20 protein-coding genes are annotated in these 24,101 nt (G+C 44.0%); 7 read left to right on the forward strand and 13 right to left on the reverse strand.

Translation table 11 applies throughout. The features are described from left to right. Nucleotides 1-38: 38 nt before the first annotated feature. Complete coding sequence (gene melR, locus APB76_RS07120; protein ID WP_054960973.1) at nucleotides 39-1,049, forward strand: transcriptional regulator MelR; 1,011 nt, start codon at nucleotides 39-41, stop codon at nucleotides 1,047-1,049. Nucleotides 1,050-1,092: 43 nt separating this feature from the next. Here melR and malK read toward each other — a convergent pair whose 3' ends face one another. Further along, nucleotides 1,093-2,211 carry a maltose/maltodextrin ABC transporter ATP-binding protein MalK gene (gene malK, locus APB76_RS07125; RefSeq protein WP_054960972.1) on the reverse strand — a complete coding sequence of 373 codons (1,119 nt, stop codon included), beginning with the start codon at nucleotides 2,209-2,211 and terminating at the stop codon, nucleotides 1,093-1,095. Nucleotides 2,212-2,874: 663 nt separating this feature from the next. Between malK and malE the strand changes: the two genes are divergently transcribed. From malE to malG, 3 genes are all read left to right on the forward strand, one after another. Beyond that, nucleotides 2,875-4,056 carry a maltose/maltodextrin ABC transporter substrate-binding protein MalE gene (gene malE / locus APB76_RS07130; RefSeq protein WP_049844831.1) on the forward strand — a complete coding sequence of 394 codons (1,182 nt, stop codon included), beginning with the start codon at nucleotides 2,875-2,877 and terminating at the stop codon, nucleotides 4,054-4,056. 75 nt (nucleotides 4,057-4,131) lie between these two features. Next, nucleotides 4,132-5,706, forward strand: coding sequence for a maltose ABC transporter permease MalF (gene malF / locus APB76_RS07135; protein WP_049844832.1), 1,575 nt, complete (start codon nucleotides 4,132-4,134; stop codon nucleotides 5,704-5,706). A 13-nt stretch (nucleotides 5,707-5,719) separates the two neighbouring features. Beyond that, nucleotides 5,720-6,610: a maltose ABC transporter permease MalG gene (gene malG / locus APB76_RS07140; RefSeq protein ID WP_049844833.1), complete on the forward strand. Its 891-nt coding sequence runs from the start codon at nucleotides 5,720-5,722 to the stop codon at nucleotides 6,608-6,610. A gap of 337 nt (nucleotides 6,611-6,947) precedes the next feature. On the opposite strand, the gene APB76_RS07145 is transcribed toward malG, so the two are convergent. The 6 genes from APB76_RS07145 to APB76_RS07170 form a co-directional block, all read right to left on the reverse strand. After that, nucleotides 6,948-7,193 carry a hypothetical protein gene (locus tag APB76_RS07145; protein ID WP_049844927.1) on the reverse strand — a complete coding sequence of 82 codons (246 nt, stop codon included), beginning with the start codon at nucleotides 7,191-7,193 and terminating at the stop codon, nucleotides 6,948-6,950. A gap of 141 nt (nucleotides 7,194-7,334) precedes the next feature. Then, nucleotides 7,335-7,820, reverse strand: coding sequence for an acyl-CoA thioesterase (locus tag APB76_RS07150; RefSeq protein WP_049844834.1), 486 nt, complete (start codon nucleotides 7,818-7,820; stop codon nucleotides 7,335-7,337). A 138-nt stretch (nucleotides 7,821-7,958) separates the two neighbouring features. Next, nucleotides 7,959-8,165, reverse strand: a complete 207-nt coding sequence (locus APB76_RS07155) for a hypothetical protein (protein ID WP_054960971.1) — start codon at nucleotides 8,163-8,165, stop codon at nucleotides 7,959-7,961. Nucleotides 8,166-8,401: 236 nt separating this feature from the next. Next, the gene (locus APB76_RS07160; protein WP_054960970.1) at nucleotides 8,402-9,838 is read right to left on the reverse strand and encodes a glyceraldehyde-3-phosphate dehydrogenase; all 1,437 of its coding nucleotides are present in this window, start codon (nucleotides 9,836-9,838) and stop codon (nucleotides 8,402-8,404) included. A gap of 328 nt (nucleotides 9,839-10,166) precedes the next feature. Next, on the reverse strand, nucleotides 10,167-11,243 hold the full coding sequence (locus tag APB76_RS07165; RefSeq protein WP_054960969.1) for a hypothetical protein: 1,077 nt from the start codon (nucleotides 11,241-11,243) through the stop codon (nucleotides 10,167-10,169). Continuing rightward, nucleotides 11,218-11,640, reverse strand: coding sequence for a hypothetical protein (locus APB76_RS07170; protein ID WP_049844838.1), 423 nt, complete (start codon nucleotides 11,638-11,640; stop codon nucleotides 11,218-11,220). The genes APB76_RS07165 and APB76_RS07170 overlap by 26 nt, the downstream gene beginning before the upstream one ends. A gap of 162 nt (nucleotides 11,641-11,802) precedes the next feature. On the opposite strand from APB76_RS07170, the gene APB76_RS07175 reads away from it, so the two are divergent. Beyond that, nucleotides 11,803-14,439, forward strand: a complete 2,637-nt coding sequence (locus APB76_RS07175) for a hybrid sensor histidine kinase/response regulator (RefSeq protein ID WP_054960968.1) — start codon at nucleotides 11,803-11,805, stop codon at nucleotides 14,437-14,439. Here the strand turns inward: APB76_RS07175 and APB76_RS07180 are convergent. The 5 genes from APB76_RS07180 to APB76_RS07200 form a co-directional block, all read right to left on the reverse strand. Further along, the gene (locus APB76_RS07180) at nucleotides 14,436-14,897 is read right to left on the reverse strand and encodes a dCMP deaminase family protein (RefSeq protein ID WP_049844840.1); all 462 of its coding nucleotides are present in this window, start codon (nucleotides 14,895-14,897) and stop codon (nucleotides 14,436-14,438) included. The genes APB76_RS07175 and APB76_RS07180 overlap by 4 nt on opposite strands. A gap of 899 nt (nucleotides 14,898-15,796) precedes the next feature. Beyond that, nucleotides 15,797-17,074, reverse strand: a complete 1,278-nt coding sequence (locus APB76_RS07185) for a cytosine deaminase (protein ID WP_054960967.1) — start codon at nucleotides 17,072-17,074, stop codon at nucleotides 15,797-15,799. 9 nt (nucleotides 17,075-17,083) lie between these two features. After that, nucleotides 17,084-18,322 (reverse strand): cytosine permease, encoded by a 1,239-nt coding sequence (codB, locus tag APB76_RS07190; RefSeq protein ID WP_054960966.1) that lies wholly within the window; start codon nucleotides 18,320-18,322, stop codon nucleotides 17,084-17,086. 917 nt (nucleotides 18,323-19,239) lie between these two features. Continuing rightward, on the reverse strand, nucleotides 19,240-20,463 hold the full coding sequence (locus APB76_RS07195) for an HlyD family secretion protein (protein WP_054960965.1): 1,224 nt from the start codon (nucleotides 20,461-20,463) through the stop codon (nucleotides 19,240-19,242). After that, the gene (locus APB76_RS07200) at nucleotides 20,463-20,786 is read right to left on the reverse strand and encodes a hypothetical protein (protein WP_054960964.1); all 324 of its coding nucleotides are present in this window, start codon (nucleotides 20,784-20,786) and stop codon (nucleotides 20,463-20,465) included. Before APB76_RS07200 ends, APB76_RS07195 begins: the two co-directional genes overlap by 1 nt. A gap of 108 nt (nucleotides 20,787-20,894) precedes the next feature. Between APB76_RS07200 and APB76_RS07205 the strand changes: the two genes are divergently transcribed. Further along, the gene (locus APB76_RS07205; protein WP_193395075.1) at nucleotides 20,895-21,905 is read left to right on the forward strand and encodes an AraC family transcriptional regulator; all 1,011 of its coding nucleotides are present in this window, start codon (nucleotides 20,895-20,897) and stop codon (nucleotides 21,903-21,905) included. A gap of 8 nt (nucleotides 21,906-21,913) precedes the next feature. On the opposite strand, the gene APB76_RS07210 is transcribed toward APB76_RS07205, so the two are convergent. Beyond that, nucleotides 21,914-22,579 carry a pyridoxamine 5'-phosphate oxidase family protein gene (locus APB76_RS07210; protein WP_054960962.1) on the reverse strand — a complete coding sequence of 222 codons (666 nt, stop codon included), beginning with the start codon at nucleotides 22,577-22,579 and terminating at the stop codon, nucleotides 21,914-21,916. Nucleotides 22,580-22,674: 95 nt separating this feature from the next. Between APB76_RS07210 and pdxR the strand changes: the two genes are divergently transcribed. Then, nucleotides 22,675-24,099: a MocR-like pyridoxine biosynthesis transcription factor PdxR gene (pdxR, locus tag APB76_RS07215; RefSeq protein ID WP_049844847.1), complete on the forward strand. Its 1,425-nt coding sequence runs from the start codon at nucleotides 22,675-22,677 to the stop codon at nucleotides 24,097-24,099. Nucleotides 24,100-24,101 lie beyond the last annotated feature (2 nt).

The following is a 24,101-nucleotide window of genomic DNA, read 5'->3' on the forward strand; positions in this document are numbered from 1 at the left end:
GCTACAAGTACGTCATAGATGATTTAAAGGAACGGGCAATGGGTGACGACAATAGCGATGCGACGCATATAGTGACTCAAAACGAGTACACGGAAGATAATATGTTGGTGAGTCCGCTTTCTCTATACTCATCTTATGAAAAGATAGACGTTGAGTTTCGAGCTCCCCATTCAATGCCGGGTTATCATTGGCATGGTCAAGTTGAGGTCAATATCCCGTTTGGTGATGATGTCGAATATATCGTTAATGGTACACCAGTAGTAATAGAAAATGGTGCTATTGGCCTATTCTGGGCTTCAGTGCCACACCGACTAACCAATCCTGGTAGCAGCCACAATATGGGTATAATCAATATCCCCATTCATCAGTTTATGTCTTGGCCATTGAGTCGCGATCTCGTCAATCAAATCACTCATGGTTGCGTTTTACAATCGGAGTCTAAAACACTTATCAGTGAATTTGAGTTGGAGCGTTGGGCAAGGGAAATGAGCGATAATTCAGAAAGCAGGAGGCAACTTGCCACTGATGAAATCGGCTTGATGCTTAGACGAGTTTGCATCGACGGTTGGAAGCAGTTGGTGTCGACCCAAGCGGATAAATCGGCAAAAAAAGGCGTTTCCAAGCATTCTCAGTTTTATGTCAGCCAGATGCTCGAATATATAGCGACTCATCATAATATGCCGCTAACGACAAAGAAAATTGCCGAGCATGTAGGGCTTCACGCCAATTATGCGATGAATGTATTTCAACGAACGATGCAGATGACGATTAAGCAGTACATCACAGCGATGCGAATCAATCATGCAAGGGCATTGTTGAGCGATACGGACAGAACTATTTTGGATATAGCTCTGACGGTGGGGTTTAATTCTAGCAGCAGATTCTACGAAACTTTTCAAACCTATATAGGCGTCACACCTACTCAATATCGCAAGCTCGCTAGAGAAGAGCACCGCTGGAGTCTTCATGGCAGCAATCCTTTGTATGATCTTGAGAAAGGGGCATGTGATGGCAAACGACCCGTTGGTGTGGCAAGCAACAGCAGATAATAAAAAAGCTCCTCGAAAGGAGCTTTTTCAATCAAGCGGGTAATTACTCGAAGCTAAGGCCAGCTTCTTTGTACAAGCGGCGACATGCATTGCCATCGCTATGGAATAGATGGCAACGGTGAGCTGGAATGCCAACAGCGAGTTTGTCACCCGGCTCAACATCTAACGTGTCTGGTTGGCGATAGATCATGTCAGCATCAGCGGCATCGATATGTAGGTAGGCTTGAGTTTCGTTACCAAGCTTCTCAACAATGTTGACTTCACCTTCGATGGTTGCATCACCTTCGTTTGCAGGTAGTAAGTGCTCAGGGCGAATACCTAGCGACATGCGCTCACCGCGAGTTACGGTAGTGCCATCAACAGGAATCCAGAAAGCTGTACCGTTGGCAAGTTGAACCATCACGCGATCTTTTTCTGCTGCTTCAATGAAGACACTCATAAAGTTCATCTTAGGTGAACCAATGAAGCCCGCAACAAAACGATTTTCAGGGTAATGGTATAACTCTAGCGGGCGACCAACTTGAGAAACAAAACCAGCGTCAAGAACCACGATTTTGTCTGCCATTGTCATCGCTTCTACCTGATCGTGCGTTACGTAGATCATGGTACAACCAAGTTTGCGCTGCAATTTAGTAATTTCAGAGCGCATTTGTACACGTAGCGCCGCATCAAGGTTTGAAAGCGGTTCATCAAGTAGGAATACGTTAGGCTGAGAAACTAGTGTACGGCCGATAGCAACACGCTGACGTTGACCACCGGACAGTGCTTTAGGTTGACGCTCAAGCAAGTGGCTAAGCTGAAGAATTTCAGCAGCGTGTTCAACACGTTTGCTGATTTCACCCTTGTCAGCTTTAGCTAACTTCAGACCAAAAGACATATTATCGTAAAGGTTTAGGTGCGGGTAAAGTGCGTATGACTGGAACACCATGCCAACACCACGTTTTGAAGGTTCAACCTCATTCATGCGTTCATCACCAATGTAGAGATCACCCGAAGTGATATCTTCTAGACCAGCGATACAACGTAGCAATGTTGATTTACCACAACCTGATGGGCCAACAAAGACGACAAATTCGCCTTCTTGGATATCTAAGTCAACATTCTTGGAAATCAGTACGTCACCGTAAGCTTTACATACATTTTTTAACGTGACACTCGCCATCTAGCTCGTCCTCGATCAATTTTTTATATTTTACTGCCTAACATTATATGAATTATGGAGTAGGCAATAATAGTAGGAATTTGGTAAGGAATGGATTCTATATAATATAATGTAAGAAAATATGGGTGAAGGAGTTCCTCACATCACCCACCAAGCCAAATTCAGGTTTGCTTTCCCCCGTGTGACACAAGCTTCTCCCCCGAACGAATCAGTTTCCTGAATACCTACGTGACTTGTGCACTCATTTGCAAACCCTAGCGGCATTGTAACCAGTCACCATGAATCACGTGTTACTGGAAAGGGTTCTTACCATCCACTCTTGGATGTCTGTAGTTTGCGTAATTCACCCTTCAACTGCATCCTCCCAAGCCAAGTTTTTGTAGGGGTAGTAGGAGGGGAGGAGGTATGAAAGGGTATTGAAGATGTTGCGAGATCGAGTTCAAATATTTCCGTTCGGTTACATTGAAATCGATCACACAAAGAGATGGTTTTGAGACTTTGGTCACCAACCTGTGACGATGGCGATCACGAAAATAGTCCATAATAGCTAGGGCGTAGGGAGTAGGAGGATGAGCCTTTTGTCAGTTTGGCTGAAAATAAGTGCTGAAATACGGCGAAACCTCTGGTGGAGCCCTACAACACAAATATAAAAAGGATATGAACATGAAAAATGCCCTAAGCACAGTAGCACTTGGAACTCTTGTTGCTCTTGGCTCTTTTGGTGCAAATGCTGCTATCGAAGAAGGTCAATTAACAATCTGGATCAACGGCGATAAAGGCTATAACGGACTTGCTGAAGTAGGTAAACAGTTTGAAGAAGACACAGGTATTAAAGTGACAGTGGCTCACCCTGATGCGCTTCAAGATAAGTTCCCTCAAACAGCGGCGACTGGTGACGGTCCTGATATTGTGTTCTGGGCTCACGATCGCTTTGGTGGTTACGCAGAAGCGGGTCTACTGGCTGAGATCACTCCTTCTAAAGATCTTAAAGAAGGCATCGTAGATTTCGCATGGGATGCAGTGAAATACAACGGCAAAATCATTGGCTACCCAGTAGCGGTTGAGTCTCTATCTCTTATTTACAACAAAGACCTAGTGCCAAACCCACCTAAGAGCTGGGAAGAAGTAGCTACGATTGATGCAAAACTTAAGAAAGACGGCAAGTCTGCAATTATGTGGAACCTTAAAGAACCGTACTTCACTTGGCCACTAATGGCTGCTGATGGTGGTTACGCGTTCAAATACGGTGCTGCAGGTTACGATGTGAAAGATGCGGGTATCGCAAACGACGGTGTTAAAGATGCAATGAACTTTGTTAAAGGTCTTGTAGACAAGGGCGTTATCTCTTCAGACATGGATTACTCAGTTTCTGAGTCTGCGTTTAACCAAGGTAAGACTGCGATGACAATCAACGGCCCTTGGGCATGGGGTAACATCGAGAAGTCTGGTATCAACTACGGTGTAACAACGCTACCGAAGTTTAACGGTCAGTCCTCTAAGCCATTCGTTGGTGTACTAACCGCTGGTATCAGCACGGCTTCTCCAAACAAAGATCTAGCAGTTGAGTTCATCGAAAACTACCTACTGACTAACGATGGTCTACGTAAAGTTAATGACGATAAGCCACTAGGAGCTGTTGCTCTTAACTCTTTCCAGCGTGAACTAGATGCTGACAAGCGTATCGCAGCGACAATGGACAACGCGATGAACGGCGAAATTATGCCAAATATCCCTCAAATGAACGCATTCTGGGGCAGCGCGAAAAATGCAATCATCAACATCGTTGATGGCCGTCAAACTGTAGATGCAGCACTTGCAGATGCAGAAAAACAAATGACTAAATAATTCAGTTTTACCTTTTTAAGGAGGGGGTAACCCCTCCTTCATTTTCAAGTTTTATTATCGCTAGCAGGTTCTTTTATGCAGTCAGTTCAAGGTACAGATGCGATGTCGTCTACAACAACGAGCTTGCCATCAAGTAAAAGTGTATTCATCAAATGGGGCTTACTGGGCTCTGTAGGTATCATTAATGGATACGCAACGATTCTAATGTATTCTCGCGGTGAGTTGGCCTTTGCCCTACTTACCCTAATCCTAACCGCACTCGCGTTATTCATTTTCGGTAGTAAAAAGACCTACGCACATCGTTATATTTACCCAGGTATTGCAGGCATGATTTTGTTCATCCTGTTCCCACTTGCGTACACCGTTGGTCTTGCTTTCACAAACTACAGTGCGAAAAACCAGCTTTCCTATGAACGTGCTCAATCGGTTCTAATGGACCGCACTTTCCAAAGCGGTGACAGCTATCCATTTACGTTATATAAAACGGACGAAGGTCACCGCCTTGCTGTTAAGAAAGGTGATCAGCTTCTAGCAACCGATACGTTCAATCTTGCGACGCTATCTACTTCAGGTATGGATCTCTCTGTTGTAGATTCAGTGGCGGGTGAGAAAGAAAAAATCAAAACCATTATTAAGAACAAGTCGCTGCTCGGTAGCCTAGATCTCCATTTACCATCAGGTGAAGATATCCGCATGAGTGGCTTGCGTAAGTTTGCAGCAGTCGTGCCTCTTTACACCCTACAAGATGATGGCGAAACACTACTTAACAACCGAACTCAAGAGTATCTACGCCCAAATATGGAAGTAGGATTCTATCAACCAGTAGATGAAAATGGTCAGTTTGTTGGTTCAACCGTATCACCAGGCTTTATCGTTGATATCGGTACGCACAACTTCGAGCGTGTATGGAAAGATGATGGTATCAAAGAACCTTTCATCAGTATCTTTATCTGGACAGTACTCTTTTCAGCACTGACTGTTGGTCTAACAGTAGTGATTGGCTTGGTGTTGGCGAGTGTCGTACAGTGGGAAGAGCTGAAGGGCCGAGCAATTTACCGTGTTCTGCTAATCCTTCCGTATGCGGTACCTGCGTTTATTTCGATTCTGATCTTCAAAGGTTTGTTCAACCAGAGCTTTGGTGAGATCAATATGGTGCTTGAAGCCCTGTTTGGTATTAGCCCTGCTTGGTTCTCTGACCCTATTATGGCTAAGAGCATGGTGCTGGTTGTTAACGTATGGCTTGGCTTCCCTTACATGATGATTCTGTGTATGGGTCTGCTAAAAGCGATTCCAGAAGATTTGTTTGAAGCGTCTGCGATTGACGGTGCTAACTTTATCGACAACTTCCGTAAAATCACCATGCCGTTGATGATTAAACCGCTAACGCCGCTGTTAATCGCAAGTTTCGCATTCAACTTCAACAACTTCGTATTGATTCAGCTTCTGACTCAAGGTGGTCCAAACATGATTGGTACCTCAGAGCCAGCCGGTTATACAGACCTTCTAGTAAGCTACACCTACCGTATCGCGTTTGAAGGTGCTGGTGGTCAAGACTTCGGTCTAGCGAGTGCAATTGCGACGCTTATCTTCCTATTAGTAGGTGGATTGGCACTACTCAACCTACGTTTCACTAAGCTGTCTCAAGATTAAGGAGTACCGGATAATGGCAATGGTACAAGGTAAATCACTTAAATACCGTGTATGGGCGACACATGCAGCCCTATGGATTTTTCTTTCGGCGATAATCTTCCCATTATTAATGGTTATTGCGATTTCCTTCCGTGAAGGTAACTTTGCGACGGGTAGTATTATTCCTGAGAACCCATCTCTAGAGCACTGGAAACTGGCGCTTGGTTTCTCGGTAACCAATGCAGATGGTAGTGTTACACCACCTCCATTCCCAGTGCTACTGTGGCTATGGAACTCGGTCAAAGTGGCGGGCATCACTTCAATTCTAATCGTTGCTCTATCTACAACCTCAGCATATGCGTTTGCTCGTATGCGTTTTAAAGGTAAAGAGACCATCCTTAAGGCGATGATGATCTTCCAGATGTTCCCTGCAGTACTAGCGCTCGTGGCACTTTATGCCCTATTCGATAAGCTAGGTCAGTACATTCCGTTCCTTGGTTTGAATACACATGGTGGTCTGATTTTCTCTTACTTGGGTGGTATTGCTCTGCACGTATGGACGATTAAAGGCTACTTTGAAACGATTGATAACTCGTTAGAAGAAGCGGCTGCGCTTGATGGCGCAACACCATGGCAAGCATTCAAATTGGTACTACTACCATTGTCGGTGCCTATCCTTGCGGTTGTATTCATTCTGTCGTTCATTGGTGTGGTTGGTGAAGTTCCGGTAGCATCTTTACTACTTTCTGATGTAAACTCATATACATTAGCGGTTGGTATGCAGCAGTATCTATATCCACAGAACTATCTATGGGGTGATTTTGCAGCAGCAGCAGTGTTATCTGCACTACCAATTACCGTCGTATTCTTACTTGCACAGCGCTGGTTGGTCGGAGGATTGACCGCTGGTGGTGTGAAAGGTTAATAAGAACGATAAGGGCGACCGCGAGGTCGCCCATTTTGTGTCTCCGCTCAACAATTTTGGTTTGGCCGCCGATCAGTTAAGTAGAGAGCAGAACTGGCGTTACGCATAGCTGGCTGTTAGCTAGATTCCTTACTATTTCACTACTAACAGTTTTTGTAACCAAAACCCGGCTATGTCCCGGGTTTTTTTGTACCTAAATAACGCTAAAACAGGGGCAGTATAAAGTGCTTACTTTGGAATGAAATCGCCAGGGTGAGTCGGTGCGACTGGGTATAGGTTCTGGTTTGTAATGATGGGTGTTGTTGCATTTACTTGCGGTGAGCAACACGCTGTTTGTTTAGAGTTCTCGGTTAGAAGGAGCGCATCCAAGGTATTGAAGTAGTACGTAGATGCTCTCTTGAGATAGTGCCACTTTTCGAAATAGGTCTGCGAAGGTATCGTCGCCACCAAAGCAGGTGCGGATATAATGGTTGATCTCATCTTCACCGTAACCTTCGACATACATGGTACGAACCCATTGGTATTCAACAGCTTTTAAGTTTGATAGTGTAGTTTCACTCAAGGTGGTTTCACTGAGTTCCAATAGAGGTTCCTTCATCCGCGATCTTTGTTTTAGTCAGCGGATTTAATCAAATGAAGATGAAGGAAAAATGACAGAAATGTGGCGTTGTGGTTACGGGTATTAGAATGGAGGCGCAAGGCCCCCAACTTGGAAGAAAGTTCACTATTTTAGGTACTTAACGTGTGCTTCCATCTCTTCACCAATCTCTTTACGCATATTCATTAAGCGGATTGCTGAGTCGCGTAATTCGATATCTTCTGGTGTTTCTGGTACCCACTCAGGCACTGAGGTCGGTGTTCCATTCTCGTCTACTGCAACCATGATGACGATGCAGTGGGTAGTTAGACGATTGTTCATTTCTTTAGGATCACTCGCTTGCACGTCAATGGCAATATGCATTGAGCTACGACCTGTATAGATGACTTTGGCGCTCACTTCGACAAGGTTGCCCACATGTATTGGCGCAACAAAGCGGATTCCACCTGCATAGGCAGTGATACAGTACTTACCACTCCAAGCCGCAGCATTGGCGTAGGCTGCCAAATCGATCCATTTCATCACGGCTCCACCGTGAACTTTGCCTCCAAAATTCACATCTCCTGGTTCAGCAAGAAAGCGTAACGTAATATCGCGTTGACCTTTGCTCATCCGTTAGTCCTTAGTTGTTATTATTTTGCGTGTTCCATCTTTAATAACAAACTGATTAACTATCTGCAACAATTATTGACATTAAGTGTCTCCATAGTCGCGAGGGATAAAGGCCAAGCAGCTATCAACGCTTCATATTTACTTTGATACGTCTTCATATTCTCCCTCTAGTACCGAGCGATCATTTTGCTGCGAAGAAGCAGAGCGATTCATCTTAAGCGATTTCTCGATCTTTTTACCTGTGATGACCGCTGCAATGGTCAATGGAATCACCATGATCAAGCTAAACAGAAGGGTGAATACACCAATAAACAATGCCAGAATACCAGAAATGACTCTATTCATAATTATTACCTCTCAATGACATGGCTAGATTAACCTAGGGTAAATGAATCAAACATGAACAGGTACACAAATTAAGGTGAATACAAAAAAGCCACTTTCTAACAAGAAAGTGGCAACTACGGGGGATTATTATAGGTATAGTGTTGTGGAGTTTTGCCCCAGAAGCTCCGGGGCGATATTCTTTTGATTAATCTGAGAAGCCCAAATCGCTTACCCAAATTAATGAATCCCTGAGCTTATTTTGTTGGGTAAGTCTTGTAACGAACGCCCATCATTTGTTCCATACAGTGAACAACCTGACAGCTGTAGCCAAACTCATTGTCATACCAGATGTATAGCACGCAGCGGCTGTCTTGAGCGATGGTCGCAGCACCATCAACAACACCAGCAAAGCGAGAGCCCACTAGGTCAGTTGAAACAATTTCCGTCGACTCTGTGTAGTCAATTTGCGCAGATAGTTCAGACGTCAGTGCCATTTCACGTAGGTAGTTATTTAGCTCTTCTTTATCTGTGCCTTGTTTAAGATTCAGATTAGCAATCGCCATTGATACGTTTGGCGTTGGTACACGGATAGCGTTACCTGTTAACTTGCCTGCAAGCTCTGGTAGGGCTTTCGCTACCGCTTTCGCCGCGCCCGTCTCGGTTAGAACCATGTTCAAAGAAGCACTACGACCGCGACGCTCGCCAGAGTGGAAGTTATCGATCAGGTTTTGGTCATTGGTAAACGAGTGAACCGTTTCAATGTGGCCAGAAATTACACCAAACTTGTCGTTGATTGCCTTAAGTACAGGGGTGATCGCATTGGTGGTACAGCTTGCTGCAGAGACGATGGCGTCTTCAGGCTGGATAACGTTGTCGTTAACCCCAAATACCACGTTCTTAATGTCGCCTTTACCTGGAGCTGTAAGCAGAACTTTTTCCGCTCCTTTACATTCTAGGTGCTGTGCTAAACCTTCGGCATCACGCCATACACCTGTGTTATCTACGACCAGAGCGTGGTTGATCCCGTAGCTGGTGTAATCGACTTCTTCTGGCTTATTTGCGTAAATAAACTGAATGTAGTTACCATTGGCAATGATGGCTTTGCGCTCTTCATCAACAACGATACTACCGTTGAATTGACCATGAACTGAGTCGCGGCGCAGCAGGCTTGCACGTTTTTCTAAGTCACCTTTCTTACCGCCACGTACAACAACAGCGCGCAGTCGAAGTGGGTAACCAGGGCCAGATTTTTCAACCAGAAGGCGAGTTAATAGGCGGCCGATGCGACCAAAACCATACAATACAACGTCATGCGGCTCAGAGACTGTTTCGCCATTCATTGCACCTAGTAGAGATGTGTGAAGGAAGTCTTTAACACCATGAGAGTCATCACGACCTTGCCAGAATTCATGGGCAAGTTGACCGATATCGATGCGACATGGAGAAAGTTCCATTTCAGCAAGCGCTTTGATGAGAGGAAGAGTTTGCTCTGGAGTAAGAGCAGTACCTGTATAGCGACGTGCTAAACGGTGAGTTTTAATGATGTCGATGGTCGCTGCATTAACCAGTGTTTTACCAAAGAGTAGAACTTCGACGCCTTTGTGACGGTAAAGTTGACCTAGAAGTGGAGAAATAGTTTCCGCAATCGTTTGGCTCATTTGCCAATCTAAGAGGTGTTTCTCTGGACTCATTGTTTGTATGGACCTTTCACGTTTTTTGGGGACTGACTCTATTTCACCTGTAGGGGAGTGAATAGAGGAAATGTATTAATTTTGTAATTTTTATGCGGCAGGATTGTAAGGCCTAACATCTTATTCTGCTAGCAAAATTAATTCAGGTTATTTTGGCTGTGATGGTACTCACTTGTGGCGAATTTCACTATAAATTGTAGGTGGTAGTGCCTATTGACATTTTTAAACAAGCAATCTTAATTTGTACTAAAAAATACTAGAAGCACATAATTTATGTAATACGGCATAATAAAAATCTTTTCAATTAGATCTGTGTCACTCTATCTACTTAAAAGGTAAGCGATAAACCAATAGATAACAGATCGACTTTGGTACTAAAGGGTTTAGTCGGATCTTGCGGCACGGTGAAGTGTCCACTGATCACGTTTTCTCTACCGTAGAAACGTTGCCATTCGATTGACGTGTTTAATTGGGGTGTCCAATCGTAGCGGAACCCCACTAAATAGCTTTCTGTATCATGTGTCAGTCGCGCCTGCCCGTACTGAATATATGGCGTAAGGTTTTCGAGTTGATAGTCAACACTAATGTACCAGTCTGAGCTGAAGTTCTGTGAAAGCATAGTCTCTGCTTGGAAATGGAGTTGTCCGAAATAGTGGCTAATACCAAGTGAGAATACGTCAAGGTCGTAAGACTTTGGGACTGTGCGTAATCCTGTAAGAGTTGCTCCAAGGTTGACATAGGCAATGTGTAGTAAGCTATCGCCGTACAAAAATTCAGAGCTAAAACCAAGGGCTCTGGAAATTTCTAACGAAAACGGTGCGCCATATTGGTTAACTTGTTCTTCGCGTGGGATAGCGATATAAGGAGAGAATACAATTTGATTACCATTATCAAATGCATGCAACATGTCTACAGAAACTCCTTCATAGTAAGTCAGCCCAAGGCTATTGCCGTATACTTCTGGCGGTAAGCGTATCCACGGGTACGCGCTAGAAACATAGTAGTACTCAGACATAATAAACATCGGAGTTCGTAATCGGCCAACTTTTGCTCGGAATGACTCTGTACTGTATTCAATCAATGCTCTTTCAAGTTCAGGAGAGGAAAACGTATCCTCTGGTCTTTTAACTACTTGAACCGTAGTACGAAGTTTCGAAGAGATTCGCCAATCGGCTTGAACACCTAAGGTAGTATCACAATCAAAACACCATTCATCGGTAATGTTTCGTCCAGAAAGAATGGGGAGTTGATTGTCACTCTTCGAAGCAGCAAATGTCCCAAACCCACTAAGCTGAATATTATCTGAAAGCGTTACCTGAGCCAGGCTGAGTGTAGGAATACCCCAAAGCATAACAATGGTTAACAACAGATAGCTATAATTAGTCCGCAAGCTGATATATGACATAGGCGTCCTCTGGAAGCAGTTCTTTAGGAACATACGCGATACCATTTGCGTTGTTCTCTAGCCAATGGAGAATGAGTTCGAGTGATTCATCAGGAAGTTCTACCGGGACAATCGCTTTACCTGAGAAAGATAATTTGGCCCAAATTGCAGACATTTGAGTCGGAGATTTATTGAGGAGTTTGCGGTAGAAGTATTCACGATTTTCGGAATCACGGGGAAGATCAAGGAGACGAACAGGAATACCATTTATGTGCGAAACGCGGCCACGATAAAGTAATTTGACTTGATTTGAGCGTAAAGCCTTAAGGTCTGGGTTGAGCGTAATAACAGCAAAGCTATTCGCACTGGCTTGAAAAGCGAACCAAAACAAAAGAGTTGAGAGTATTAGCCTGATCAAAATATCCTTTTCTTTCTGACGTTGATGGTTAATTAAAATGTTTTTTACTTGTCTGGTAGTCAGTCAGCCTTATTGTTTGTTGTTATTTCTTACGCCCCTGATTGAATAATCAACTAGACTTAGATTTCTATAGTCTTAAATTGATTCAAGGAATGAATCCGGATGTTACTGACTAATATGTCTATTAAAAGTAGACTATTTAGTCTGTGTCTGATACCTACACTTGTCATCATCGCTTTCAGTGCTAACTTAGCTAAGGACTTTCAAGACAGGCTACATAGCTATCAATTAGTCGATGAGAAGAATGAGACCATCACACTATTGGCTGAGTTTTCTCATCACCTGTATGTCGCTCTGAATCAACGTTTAGCTGGCCAAAACGCGAATGCATCAATAAATCGCGCTCAGCAAACAATGGCGTTAATTGCCAAAACAGCACATACCTCAGATCATGTCCATCACGGGATTCAAACTCCAAATCAAGCCAGCAGTTTTATTGAAGAGTTGCAGTATTTGTTACCTGAATTGGTCAACTCTGACTCAGCTTCAACGATAGAGTTGGGCCAATTGATCTATACCATCTATCACGATTTACTTGTGGAAGTGCATAGTTTAGAAAGTCATGGCACTTCTCTCAGTGTTCATCATCTTGATTTGGTTTTGTCGGATCTAAGTTGGCTGTATTTTTGGATGGAAAGGGAAGCGTGGCTAACTCAAGAAATCCGATGGTTGGAATGGCAATATTCGGATTATGCAGAGGAATACTTTCGTATCAGAGAAAGGCAACAGCTTTACCTCGATAAGTTTGTCAGTTTGGGTGCGGATTCTCAACAGGTTCAGGTGCTTCTTGATCTCTTCGCGAGTCGAGAATTTCAGCGCGGTACATTGGCGAAAGAAGTTTTGTTGAGCCGTTCTGGAGAGAATATATCGCCATCAGAATTCGTTGAGATAATTAATACAAGGAATAAAGCTGTTGAAAAAAGACTCATCACCTTTTCCCTTAGCCTACGAGATCAGATTGCGGTTAGTATTCGCAATGCAGAAAAAGGATTATGGTTAATCGGAATCTCCGGCTGTTCAGTATTTATCATCATGTTTGCTTGGGGAGCAAGTACCGTTTATAGGATCAATTCTAAACTTGCCAAGATCATTTTGGTAATGGGGCATATGAAAGAGAAAGATGGTGCAGAGAAAATACCGATAGACGGCAACGACGAGTTCTCTTCATTTGCCAAACGATTGAACCAGATTATCGAGCAACAAAATGAATATGAGCGAAACTTGGTACAGGCAAAAGAGCGTGCTGAGGCGGCCAATAAAGCCAAGAGCATTTTTCTTGCCAATATGTCTCACGAAATTCGTACACCGCTTAATGGTATTATCGGAATGACAGAGATACTTTCTGATAGTCACTTGACCACGGCTCAAAGAGAGATATTGGCCGACGTTGATATCTCGTCACATGCGTTGTTACTGTTGATCAATGATATTCTTGATTTGTCCAAGATAGAGTCAGGGAACTTGGTGTTAGCCCCCCACTGTGTTGATCTAAGAGAAACCGTGTATGAAACCATAAATATGGTGTCAGCAAATGCACTCAAGCAACAAGTAGAAGTCCAAGTCTCTTTTTCTCTCCACCTACCTTCATTTATTGATGTAGATGACTTTCGTTTCCAGCAAGTGCTGATGAACTTATTAAGTAACGCGATCAAGTTTACCCGCAATGGCGTAGTAGCGATCGAACTTACTGCTGAATCACAACAACTCGTATGCCATGTCATTGATAATGGTATCGGGATTTCTCATGACAAGTTAAGTGAAATCTTCAAACCGTTTACCCAGGAGGATGGGAGTATTACTCGACGTTATGGTGGTACAGGACTTGGGTTGGCGATATGTCGTCAGTTAGCCGAACTAATGGGCGGCAAGATTGAGGTAAACTCAACTACTGGGGTTGGCAGTCGCTTTTCATTGACCATTCCGTTAACTATTAGCGAGAAGCAGCCAGAACCCATTAATTTGGCAGCACATGGCATTCTCGTTAGCAATGACTCCAATTACCTTCAGTTAATCAAGGTGGAAAGTGCCCGGCTTGGTGTTCAACTTGAGGTATACAACACAGTTGAAGACATCCCTTTGAAGGGTGATGAGGTGCCATTCATTCTCTATTGCACGGAACGCAGTCGAAGTGCAAGAAAAGATGTCACTAAGCTAAGAACCTATTACCCTTCGGCGGAAGTCATCGGCTTGAGTCATCATCTATTTACCAAGCCAGAATTAGATGTATTGCTTGGCGGTTCAATCGCGTTACCAATTCTAGGGCACCGATTTGAGTTTGTTCTGGAAGCAGCATTAAGCAAGCATCAACTAAAAGACATCTCGGAGACAAGCTTTGAACCAGATATTCACTTATCGGGAGTAAAGAAAGTTCTGATTGTTGAAGACAATCTAATGAACCAAAAAATCGCCTCATTTTTTCTTAATAAAATTGGCATTGAATACGTGATAGCAAGTAACGGACTAGATGCGCTTAACGCAGTTAAAACGGGTGACAGCTTTTGTGCAATTCTGATGGATTGCATGATGCCGATTATGGATGGACTAACTGCAACAAAGGAGATTCGTCGATGGGAGGCGGATAAAGGTAAACAGAAAGTGCCGATTATCGCCTTAACGGCGAGTGTCTTGCCTGAAGAAATTCAAAGCTGTTTCGAAGCAGGTATGGATGCGTACCTTCCTAAACCCTATAAATCTCAACAGCTATTCGACACTTTTGAGCGTTTAAAGGTTACCCTTTAATTTGCATGGTCTATCTGTTCCAAATCATCAAGCGGTAGCCAGTTAACTTTTACACCAGCTTGAAGGAACATTTCTTGGCTTACTTTGATCTTATCTCCCCATCGGGAAAGGAAGTCTTGTGTTTGCTCTGGACAGTGAACCGCTGAAATACCAGTCTGAATGATCTTAGCCGCACAATTAGGACAAGGAAAATGGGTGACCCAAATCTCACACCCGTCTAAGTCACGCTTTGCAAAAAGGATGGCATTCTCCTCTGCATGAAGTGTTTTCAAATACTTCATTTCGCGATCATCGGTCATCGCACTGTCTGAAATACCGTGTGGGTAACCATTGAAGCCTACAGAGACGATACGGTTTTGCTTCGTTATTACAGCGCCGACTTGAGTGGAGGGATCTTTACTCCAAGAGCCAACTAGTTCTGCCATTTGGTAAAAGCGTTGTGCCCATTTTGAAATCATTCAATCTTCCTCTAGGAGATAGTTAATGGATAGACCGGGTAGGTTTATCGCGAGTATTCAACGTTGTGTGATATGGATCTGCTTATAATATCCTAGTTTAACGTCGTATAGTCCAGAAAAAACCGCTGGTAAGTGAAGTTACCATCTGATGAGCCAAATGATAGTGGGATTTTGGTCACCTTTTGTCAATTGTAGAAGGTCTGTTTATATCGGATATTCCCCCGGGTTCGTGTGCGAGATCTCTTACAAAGGCGTGAGTAATGTGAGAAGCGATCACTGAGAAATTGGGCGCGTTGAGTTGTAACGTCATGAATAATAAAAGTATGTATATTTATTGAACTGCAGGCGGGGTGTGGGAAAATGAATAACAGCGTTGTGAAAACAGTAGCGAAGCCATAATCTTAAGTTGTCAGCAGGGAGCAGACACGGAACAGGAAAGACCCAAGGATTGGTCATCTTCAGGACGAAGATTCGATTATTCAGGATGAATAATTGGCATGGAAAGCGAAGGACATTGGCTGGACGCTAGTAACTAGGATGGTTACACAAGGATAGACAATGGACGCTTAACGGACTAAGGCAATTTCTATCAGGATGATAGAGTCAGGGACACCGCTTAAGGATAAAGCGATGAGAGTTAGCGAGGATAGCTAACGGGCTGGATTGCCAAGGACACCGCTAGGATGGCGATGATAAGGAAAGTGCTGAAGGATTCAGCGTACTATCAAGGAATAGATGCAGGGAGCACCTATTAGTAGCCGGATTGCTGCGAGTAAGAATAGAACCCCACTAGGCGAGAGCTTAGTGGGGTTTTCTTTTGTCTAGATAAAACATGACTCATTCTAGACTAAAAAAGGGAAGCAGCCGCTTCCCTTTATGCATTTCACACTAATGTCCTTTTAGCGTTTGAACGTCACTTCTTCTTGGCTATCAAGATGGATATGAGTCTTTGCTGGCTGTGTTTCAGCAATCACTTTACCGTTGCGAACAGAGTAACGTACCGGTACTTGGCGACGTACGGCATCAAAGCCATTCTCTGCCGGTAGGATTAGTAAGCTACCTGGTTTGCCTCGCTCTATGCCATGTTTGTCTTGGATGTTTAAAGTACGCGCTGAATTAGTGCTGATTAAATCCAAACCATTGTTGATCTGATCGTAACCCATGACCTGAGTAACATGTAAACCCATATGCAGTACTTGTAACATGTTTGCTGTACCTAATGGATACCAAGGGTCAAACACGTCGTCATGACCAAAGCAGACATTAATGCCAGCGTTTAGCATCTCTTTCACACGAGTCACGCCACGGCGTTTTGGGTAATCGTCAAAACGGCCTTGCAGGTGAATATTGACTAGTGGGTTAGCCACAAAATTGATGTCTGACATCTTTAACAGTCGGAACAAGCGGGATGCATACGCGCCGTTGTATGACCCCATTGCTGTAGTGTGGCTCGCTGTCACTCGGTCGCCCATTTCATATTTGTGTGCTAGTGCGGCAACAGTTTCAACGAAGCGTGATTGCTCATCATCAATTTCGTCACAGTGAATATCGATCAGGCGGTCGTACTTACGAGCGAGTTCGAACACATAATGAAGTGACTCGACACCATACTCGCGGGTAAATTCGAAGTGAGGAATCGCACCGATAACATCAGCGCCTAATTGCACCGCTTCTTCTAGCAGTTCTTTGCCATTTGGGTAAGACAGAATACCTTCTTGCGGGAAAGCGACAATTTGAATGTCGACCCACTCTTTCATCTCTTCTTTAACCTCAAGCATTGCTTTCAACGAGATTAAGGTTGGATCAGAAACGTCTACATGAGTACGAACATGTTGGACACCGTTAGCGATTTGCCACTTTAGGGTTTGTTTCGCGCGGCTTTTGACATCTTCAATTGAGAGGAGCTCTTTGCGCTCCGCCCAACGTTCGATACCTTCAAATAAGGTACCCGAGATATTCCAGCTAGGCTCACCTGCCGTTTGAGTGGTATCTAAGTGAATGTGCGGTTCACAGAAAGGTGCGACAGCTAAGCCGCCCTCGGCATCTAGAATATTACCGTCAAAAGCAAGGTCTGCATCGTTGTCGAGAATCTGCTTGAATTGACCGTCTTCAATAAGAATCTGCTTCAGACCTTCTTGATTGCGTAGCATTGCGTTTTTGATCAATAACTTTGTCATGATGCTTCCTTACGCTGTTTGTGTTTTCAGCGCGTGTTTGTTGAGTAATGGATTGAGAATTGCGTAGCAAAGTGAACCGCCTAGCACAGCGTTCAGGGGAACAACTCCAGGAATAAACTTGCCTGCAGCAACGCCGATTGCGACCGCAATAATGCCTGCCCAATTAATAGTTTGGAACTGCGCGTTTGCAAAATCTTTGTAACGTTTACGGTTGATTAGGAAGTCTGCGATGATAACGCCACCAATCGGTGGAATTGCCGTCGAAAGAAATGTCAGCCAACCGACAAAGTTATTGTAAAGCCATAGCGCGAAGATGGTGCCAATGATGCCGTTCATGATCGACATAGTGGTACTAGAACGACCTGTAATGTTCGAGAATCCAAGGCCAGAGGCATACAGCGCGTTTTCGTTCGTCGTCCAGATATTCAAGCCAAGCACAATGATAGCCGGTAGTAACAGGCCTTGAGCAATCATGACGTCAGAGATGTCCGCTTGACCCGTTACTGCGGCACCTGCTGCGCCGAACATGAACATCAGCGAATTACCGATAAAGAATGCCACCATAGTGACTAATACGGCGCTGGTCGGTTTTCTACCAAATCGCACGAAGTCGGCGGTTAGTGTGCCCGCACTAACGAATGAACCAACAACCATAGCTAGAGCGACTGAAAAGTCTATTGGAGTTTCAGGTTGAATTTGTTTGAGTTGTTCAAAGCCGCCAACACTATCGACTGCAATCGATACAGAGTAGCTGCCAAGAATTGCAATCGCAGGTACGGCAATCGCTGACAAGACCATTAGAGCCTTAATACCGAAGTAGACCGTGGCTGTCATCAGTAAACCAGAGACAACAATTAATGTATTGGTATCAATACCTGTCGCTTTTTGCACTGGGATGGCGAACATCGCAACACCGACGCCAAACCAACCGACTTGAGTACCACCTAATAGAGCAGAGGGGAGCCAAGAGCCTTTTGTACCAAAAGAGAAGCGCGCAAGAAGATGAGTAGAAAGACCAGTAGAAGCGCCAATGTAACCAAGAAAAGAAGTGTAAATACCTAGAATGAGGTTACCGACGAGAACAGCGAGGAAGAAATCATTAAAGGAGAGGCTAGTGCCGAGGGAGCCGCCTGTCCACATACTAGCGGAGAAAAAAGTGAGTCCAAGCATTACCATGGTAAGTGAAGCGACTCCTTTCCTTGCCGTTGTCGGCACGGGTCCAAGACTGTAGTTATTGTCCGCAGCCATTTATAACCTCCGCAAATAGATTATTAATACAAATTGTAGGTAGAAAATAGTTAAACGGCGCGTATTATGGTGATATAAATCATGGAGTCAATGACTTATTGATGACTTAATCGATTGCTCTAAATGTATGCTTGATAATTGTGTTAATAATCAATGGATTATGGTTTGTTAGAATGAATAAAAAGATCTCTTTACTTATGTTTTTCAGTATAACTGGCGTCAATTGGTTGGTGAAACTATAGTTATCTACTTTAGCTTGATATATATGCTGTACTGTTTACATTGCGCCAGCCCAAAGAGAGGGTTTGTGAGTCTTTAGAGCGATTTTTATGTCTGAATGACTATGGTTGAGTAGATTGATAGATATAAAGTGGCATTTATGATGCTTTAACTCCTATATGGATTTAGAAAGGTTATTTTACTACGTTATCTAGTTGTTGACCTTTGTCATTCTATAGACCAACGAAGGAAGGAGTATGAAGTGTTGTGTCTGACTGCTCAGAATAGGAAGTTGCCAACTCTTTTGGTTGCATGCTCTGTAAGTGATATATATGGGAACAATAGTGCGATGAGCTGATAGGTTATTCACCTAACCCATAAAAAGAAAAGGCCAACCTCAAGAAGTGAGATTGGCCGATATATGTGTGAACAAATGGGTTCACTAACAACGTCAGTTGGCTAGGTGACCCTCGGCTTAAATAAGGGTCACTATTACCTTTGCACTATATGTGCCAACTTTTATAGCACCAAATTGCGTTAAAATTGTGCGTTTTTGTGACGTTTTTACCATTACATTTGCATATCGAAATTGCAAAATGCAAATAACCTTAAAAATGCTAATCATATAATTGTAACTAAAGGGTGGATTCAAGCACAGTTCTACCTAAAACCTAAGCCAACTATTGTTGCGCTTAGTACTAAATAGAGTAGAAGAAATAAAGCTGGGACTTCATACGAATGATGATGCCGCGAATTGCATCTAGAAATGCCATAAAGCCAATGGGTTTATCGCCACTGATCCAAGCTAAGCCAACAGAGCCAACAGGGATGTCATAGTCGTCAGTTTCTTCAATTTTCAATCTAACAAAGTGATGCTTATTTTGTAGGTTTTGACCCGTCGTTGTACGCACTGGTTGATCAAATCCAAGTAAGTTACCTTGAGATTCACCCGTTGCCTCCACAATCCCCTCAACCTGAGCAGAGAAGATCTTGCCCGGGTAAACAGAAGAAGCAAACTCTGCGGCATGGCCCGGCTTAACATTTCTTATTGCCTGATGATTCACACGCATAAGTACATATTTCTCATCGGTGTACATTTGAAGTCTAGGCATCATAGAGACACGTTGCCCTTCACGAAGAATAAAGTTAGTAACGAAACCGTCAGCCGGAGCGTATACCTTGGTGCTGTCTAAATCCCATTGTGCTTTAGCTAGCTTCTCACGAGCCGTCTTCCAATCGGCTTGTTTACTTTTTACGGTCAACTTGGCCTTGGTTATTGCGAGTTTAGCTTTATCGGCATCCACTATTCTGGTATTTAGTTCGGACTCGATGGTTGAAATATTGTGTTGTGCTTTCTCGACAGCTGTCTCTTGTTTGTCGATATCACTTGCGGTGATGGTATTTTCCACGACACGGTTTTGCTCTTGATAACGCTTAAGCATTTTAACTTGCAGTTTGTGATCGACTTTTGCTGCTGCTAAACGGCTTTCTGTGGTCTTCACCTCTTGTTGCATAGATTGATACGTTGCTCGAGCAATCGCGATATCTTCTTTTGCTACTTGGTAAGCCACGTCTGCTGATTCTTCCGCGACTTGCGCTTGATTGAGCGAAATTTGGTATTGGGTAGGATCGATTTCGTAAATGAGCTGACCTTTTGAAACTTGCTGGTTTGGCTCAATATAGATTTTGTCCACTTTGCCTGTCACATTCGGAGAATCAGGACGCAGTTGTATGTGCGGCGACTGAACCACGGAACCACCAGAGAGATCCATTGGGGTAAAGTTGATCAGGCCAACCCAAACAAACATTAGCCAAGAGGCGCCACCTAGGTAAGCGAATGACTTAGTCGCTTTGTTCCAAGGCATACCAATAAGGCGAAGCAAATAAATAAACAGTGCCCAGACGGCTAAACCTTCTAACATTACGCTTCTCCTTCATTGTTGTTACTTTTCGGGGCATGACGCCAGGTATCGCGCAGGTTGATGATGGCTTTTTCCATATCAACGAAGGCGAGAATAACGGCGACAACCCAAACCCAGTGCCAGATGAAACCAATCCATGTGAGTGCCGTTATCAATCCAATTTGATGATGATCTTTGCTATGGGCTTTATTGATTGGTAGTTCGTGGAATTTCCAAAATCCAAATAATGCAGCGCCAACGGTGGCAACAAGAACAACCGTTGCGACAACGTGCAAAACTGTATCGGCATTTGTTCCGACGAACGGGACACTTAGTAAACTCATTCAAGGCTCCAAAGTAATAACAGAGCTTGATTGTGATCTAGAATTGAAAAAGTCGATGGGTTGTGACAGATTAAATCACATGATGCAAGATATTGAGTTGATCTGTAAATGGATAAAGTGAGATTTATGCGAGCCATAGGTATTTACAACATGCACCTAGAAGCTCACAAGCGTTATAATTTGGAAGAAGGCTCCCTTGGGATACCCGATGAGATTTTTCATAATCCGATGACGCTTATTCCCCTTTCGGAAGTTAATCAATGGTTTGCCAAACTTGAACATAACACGGGTAATCCGGACATTGTGCTTGAACTGATGCAAGACAATGACATTGCGCGAATAGGGGCAATCAGTCACTGGTTATTGTCAGGCTTTGACTTTGCGTCAACGATACGGCGTATGAACTATGGTCTCAATAGCTTGCAAAATGGCGCATTTTTATCGGCTGCTTTAAGTGGATCCATCATTAAGTGGACTTACCGCAATCCACACGTCAGTCCTCAGGTCAAAGTCCACGATAGCGTTCGCATGGCAGTCGCGCTGGTTAAAGTGATGAGGCTCTATCTTGGCTCGAATTATTCCCCTTTAAGAGTACGTTTATCAGGGACTCGCAAGAACATAGAGAAGTATCGAGCGTTCTTTGGGTGCGACATTGACTGGAGCCATTCAAGTACTGAGATTTGGTTTCACTCCGAGGTTCGTTTAGCCACCAAGCAACAGTCCAGTATCCGTAAGGGGCGACTCGCGATGAATTTCTCTGACTTGGATGAACTGCTCAACATGCCGGATCCAGAAGATGAAGTTAAAGTGATTTATGAAGTACTTAACTACAGTCGTTTTCATGGTTTACCGACACTTGAGCACGTCAGCAGCTTATTGGGTATGTCGACACAGCAGTTTCAGCGAGCACTGCGCAAGCTTGGAATGAACTTCTCGACCGTCTGCGGATATGTGCTGAGTAACATTGCTGTCTCTATGTTGACCAAAGGCGTCGCTATTGATGAGATCGCGCGTCGGCTTGGTTATCAGAACACTGCAAGCTTCAATCGAATGTTTAAGAAAAATAGAGGACTAACGCCCATCCAATATGTTCAGTATTACTGCTTAGATGAGCGTTAAGCATGATGTCACTTGCCTTGTTGGTCGTGCCAGCGTGAACCATAGGCTAGGCTGTAGTCTGGCGTTTGGCTGTGTTTGGAATCTGGCATTGCCTTTAGAGGACCAACAACGGTTCGATATGGTAGGAATCCAGCAAAAGCAGTGAGACCCATGTCGCTGAGGTCATCATTGACGTCTCCTTTGCTTACTTTTACTGAAGCTTCGGTTAGAGGAATGGCGAGCAACATCGTGCTGTTTAGCTCTCGCTCGCTGCTGAGCCTGACGTCATTGGTTCTTCCAGGTGCGATTTGCTCAACAAAATGATTCAGCAATCGATTTTTTTCGTGCTTATCTTCTATCGTTGTGAACTGACCAAGTACAACTGCACTTCGATAATGAGCGCTATGATGGAACGCGCTTCTTGCCAAAACCCAGCCATCGAACAAGGTGAATGTTAAACAGGTCTTGGTCCCACTTTTTAAATTGCGCATCAGTCGGCTGTTGTTTGCACCGTGAATATAGACGGTATCTTCTACTCGCCATGCCAGCATCGGGATGACATAGGGTTGCTCACTGTCCGAGATAGCGATGTGTGCCACTAATGACTCGTCAATAATGTCGTACAACGCTTGTTGCTCGGTAACCGCTTTATGAGCCCCTTTCTTAAGTTCAGTTCTTTTGGTTGCTGATAACATTGCCTTGCCTCCTGCAAATATTTGATTTGCAGAAAATGTACCTTTAAATTGGTACTAAATTTAGAGCCACTTCTATTTAATGGATGGATCCACTTATGGCATTGATCGATATTGGCGATCTTCAATTAAGTATTGAGAGTTGCACCAAGCAAGAGGCGTTGTTCAACGCTGTTAGGGATAAAATCGTAGGTCAGTTATGGGGAAAGGGGCTAAAACTTCCGTCAACACGCAAATTGGCAGAGGAGCTTAACCTAAGCCGAAATACGGTGATCCATGCGTATGAACAGTTGCATGCTGAAGGTTATTTGGAGAGCCGAGCTGGCTCTGGCTACTTTGTTGCGCTTGAACTGCCAGACCAGTTCGTGACCACGGCTTATCAGTCCATTGAACCAAGCCGCCCGGTTAAATCTGCTGATTACAGTCGCGCGTTTTCGCCTGGTGTTCCGGACCTCGGCGAATTTCCAATCCAGAAATGGCAAAGATTGCTGTCCCGCCATATCAGCCGAGTAACCCTACTAGGTGGGCAAGATATTCAAGGTGACGGCAGCCTTCGACAAGCACTTGCAAGCTACTTGGCTACGAGCCGTTCAGTGGTCTGCGATCCGGATCGAGTAGTCATTACGTCGGGAGCACAGCAAGCATTGACGATAGCGGCTTTACTGACCTTGAAAGAGGATCACAGCATATTGATGGAGCAGCCAGGCTATGCGCAGATGGCTAAAGTTCTCAACTTGCTTAATTGTGATTGGAGCCCTGCGGTCGTTGTCCCTAAATCGGGTTTGGATTTAAACCTAGTTGAAAGCAGCAGTAGCAAGGTGATTTATGTCACCCCAAGTAACCAATATCCGCTTGGCACGACCTTAGACATTAATCAGCGTTTAAGGCTGATTGAATGGGTGAAAAACCGTAATGGCTGGATCATTGAGGATGATTACGACAGTGAATTTCAGTTTGCTCACCGTCCATATCCAAGTCTTCAAGGCTTAGCGGCTAAAACAGGTCATGATCAACACGTCATTTACGTAGGTTCACTAAGTAAAGTGATGTTCAATGGCTTACGACTAGGTTATCTGGTTTTACCTAAATCCATGGTTGAACAAGCGCTAAGTATAAAAGATGCGCTAAGTGGCGACTCTCCAAGTCATACTCAAGCTGCTCTAGCGGATTTTATTGCCGAAGGCGACTTGGTTCGTCATATTAGAAAGATGCGTCGTTTGTACAAACAAAAACATCAAATGATGCTGACTATGATAGAACGATACTTTCAAGGGAGTTTGGAGGTGATCAGCCAAGCGGCAGGGCTGCATGTCACGGTGAGGTGGCGAGGACATATTTCTGAAACCGACTTGGCTGCACGTGCGAGCTCTTGTGGCGTTGTGATTCGCCCTTTTTCTTATTACGAGCAGCATGAAGGCGGAATGCAACGTGATTGGTTTGGCGCTGTCTTAGGCTTTGGTAATGTCGGTCTAGATGAAATAGAGCCAAGTATCCGTACCCTTGCCGAAATCTTCAATTCATGATG

The organism is Vibrio bivalvicida (assembly GCF_001399455.2).
Taxonomy (GTDB): Bacteria; Pseudomonadota; Gammaproteobacteria; order Enterobacterales; family Vibrionaceae; genus Vibrio; species Vibrio bivalvicida.

What these genes read in the sequence shown, in the direction of transcription:
- APB76_RS07150 (WP_049844834.1), bottom strand. Translation starts at nt 7,820, where the DNA reads ATGAGCAAAGGTCAACGCGATATTACGTTACGCTTTCTTGCTGAACCA.
- pdxR (WP_049844847.1), top strand. Translation starts at nt 22,675, where the DNA reads ATGGCATTGATCGATATTGGCGATCTTCAATTAAGTATTGAGAGTTGC.
- APB76_RS07205 (WP_193395075.1), top strand. Translation starts at nt 20,895, where the DNA reads ATGGATAAAGTGAGATTTATGCGAGCCATAGGTATTTACAACATGCAC.
- malE (WP_049844831.1), top strand. Translation starts at nt 2,875, where the DNA reads ATGAAAAATGCCCTAAGCACAGTAGCACTTGGAACTCTTGTTGCTCTT.
- APB76_RS07160 (WP_054960970.1), bottom strand. Translation starts at nt 9,838, where the DNA reads ATGAGTCCAGAGAAACACCTCTTAGATTGGCAAATGAGCCAAACGATT.
- APB76_RS07175 (WP_054960968.1), top strand. Translation starts at nt 11,803, where the DNA reads ATGTTACTGACTAATATGTCTATTAAAAGTAGACTATTTAGTCTGTGT.
- melR (WP_054960973.1), top strand. Translation starts at nt 39, where the DNA reads ATGGGTGACGACAATAGCGATGCGACGCATATAGTGACTCAAAACGAG.
- APB76_RS07210 (WP_054960962.1), bottom strand. Translation starts at nt 22,579, where the DNA reads ATGTTATCAGCAACCAAAAGAACTGAACTTAAGAAAGGGGCTCATAAA.
- APB76_RS07185 (WP_054960967.1), bottom strand. Translation starts at nt 17,074, where the DNA reads ATGACAAAGTTATTGATCAAAAACGCAATGCTACGCAATCAAGAAGGT.
- APB76_RS07200 (WP_054960964.1), bottom strand. Translation starts at nt 20,786, where the DNA reads ATGAGTTTACTAAGTGTCCCGTTCGTCGGAACAAATGCCGATACAGTT.
- malF (WP_049844832.1), top strand. Translation starts at nt 4,132, where the DNA reads ATGCAGTCAGTTCAAGGTACAGATGCGATGTCGTCTACAACAACGAGC.
- APB76_RS07165 (WP_054960969.1), bottom strand. Translation starts at nt 11,243, where the DNA reads ATGTCATATATCAGCTTGCGGACTAATTATAGCTATCTGTTGTTAACC.
- malG (WP_049844833.1), top strand. Translation starts at nt 5,720, where the DNA reads ATGGCAATGGTACAAGGTAAATCACTTAAATACCGTGTATGGGCGACA.
- APB76_RS07180 (WP_049844840.1), bottom strand. Translation starts at nt 14,897, where the DNA reads ATGATTTCAAAATGGGCACAACGCTTTTACCAAATGGCAGAACTAGTT.
- APB76_RS07155 (WP_054960971.1), bottom strand. Translation starts at nt 8,165, where the DNA reads ATGAATAGAGTCATTTCTGGTATTCTGGCATTGTTTATTGGTGTATTC.
- codB (WP_054960966.1), bottom strand. Translation starts at nt 18,322, where the DNA reads ATGGCTGCGGACAATAACTACAGTCTTGGACCCGTGCCGACAACGGCA.
- APB76_RS07195 (WP_054960965.1), bottom strand. Translation starts at nt 20,463, where the DNA reads ATGTTAGAAGGTTTAGCCGTCTGGGCACTGTTTATTTATTTGCTTCGC.
- malK (WP_054960972.1), bottom strand. Translation starts at nt 2,211, where the DNA reads ATGGCGAGTGTCACGTTAAAAAATGTATGTAAAGCTTACGGTGACGTA.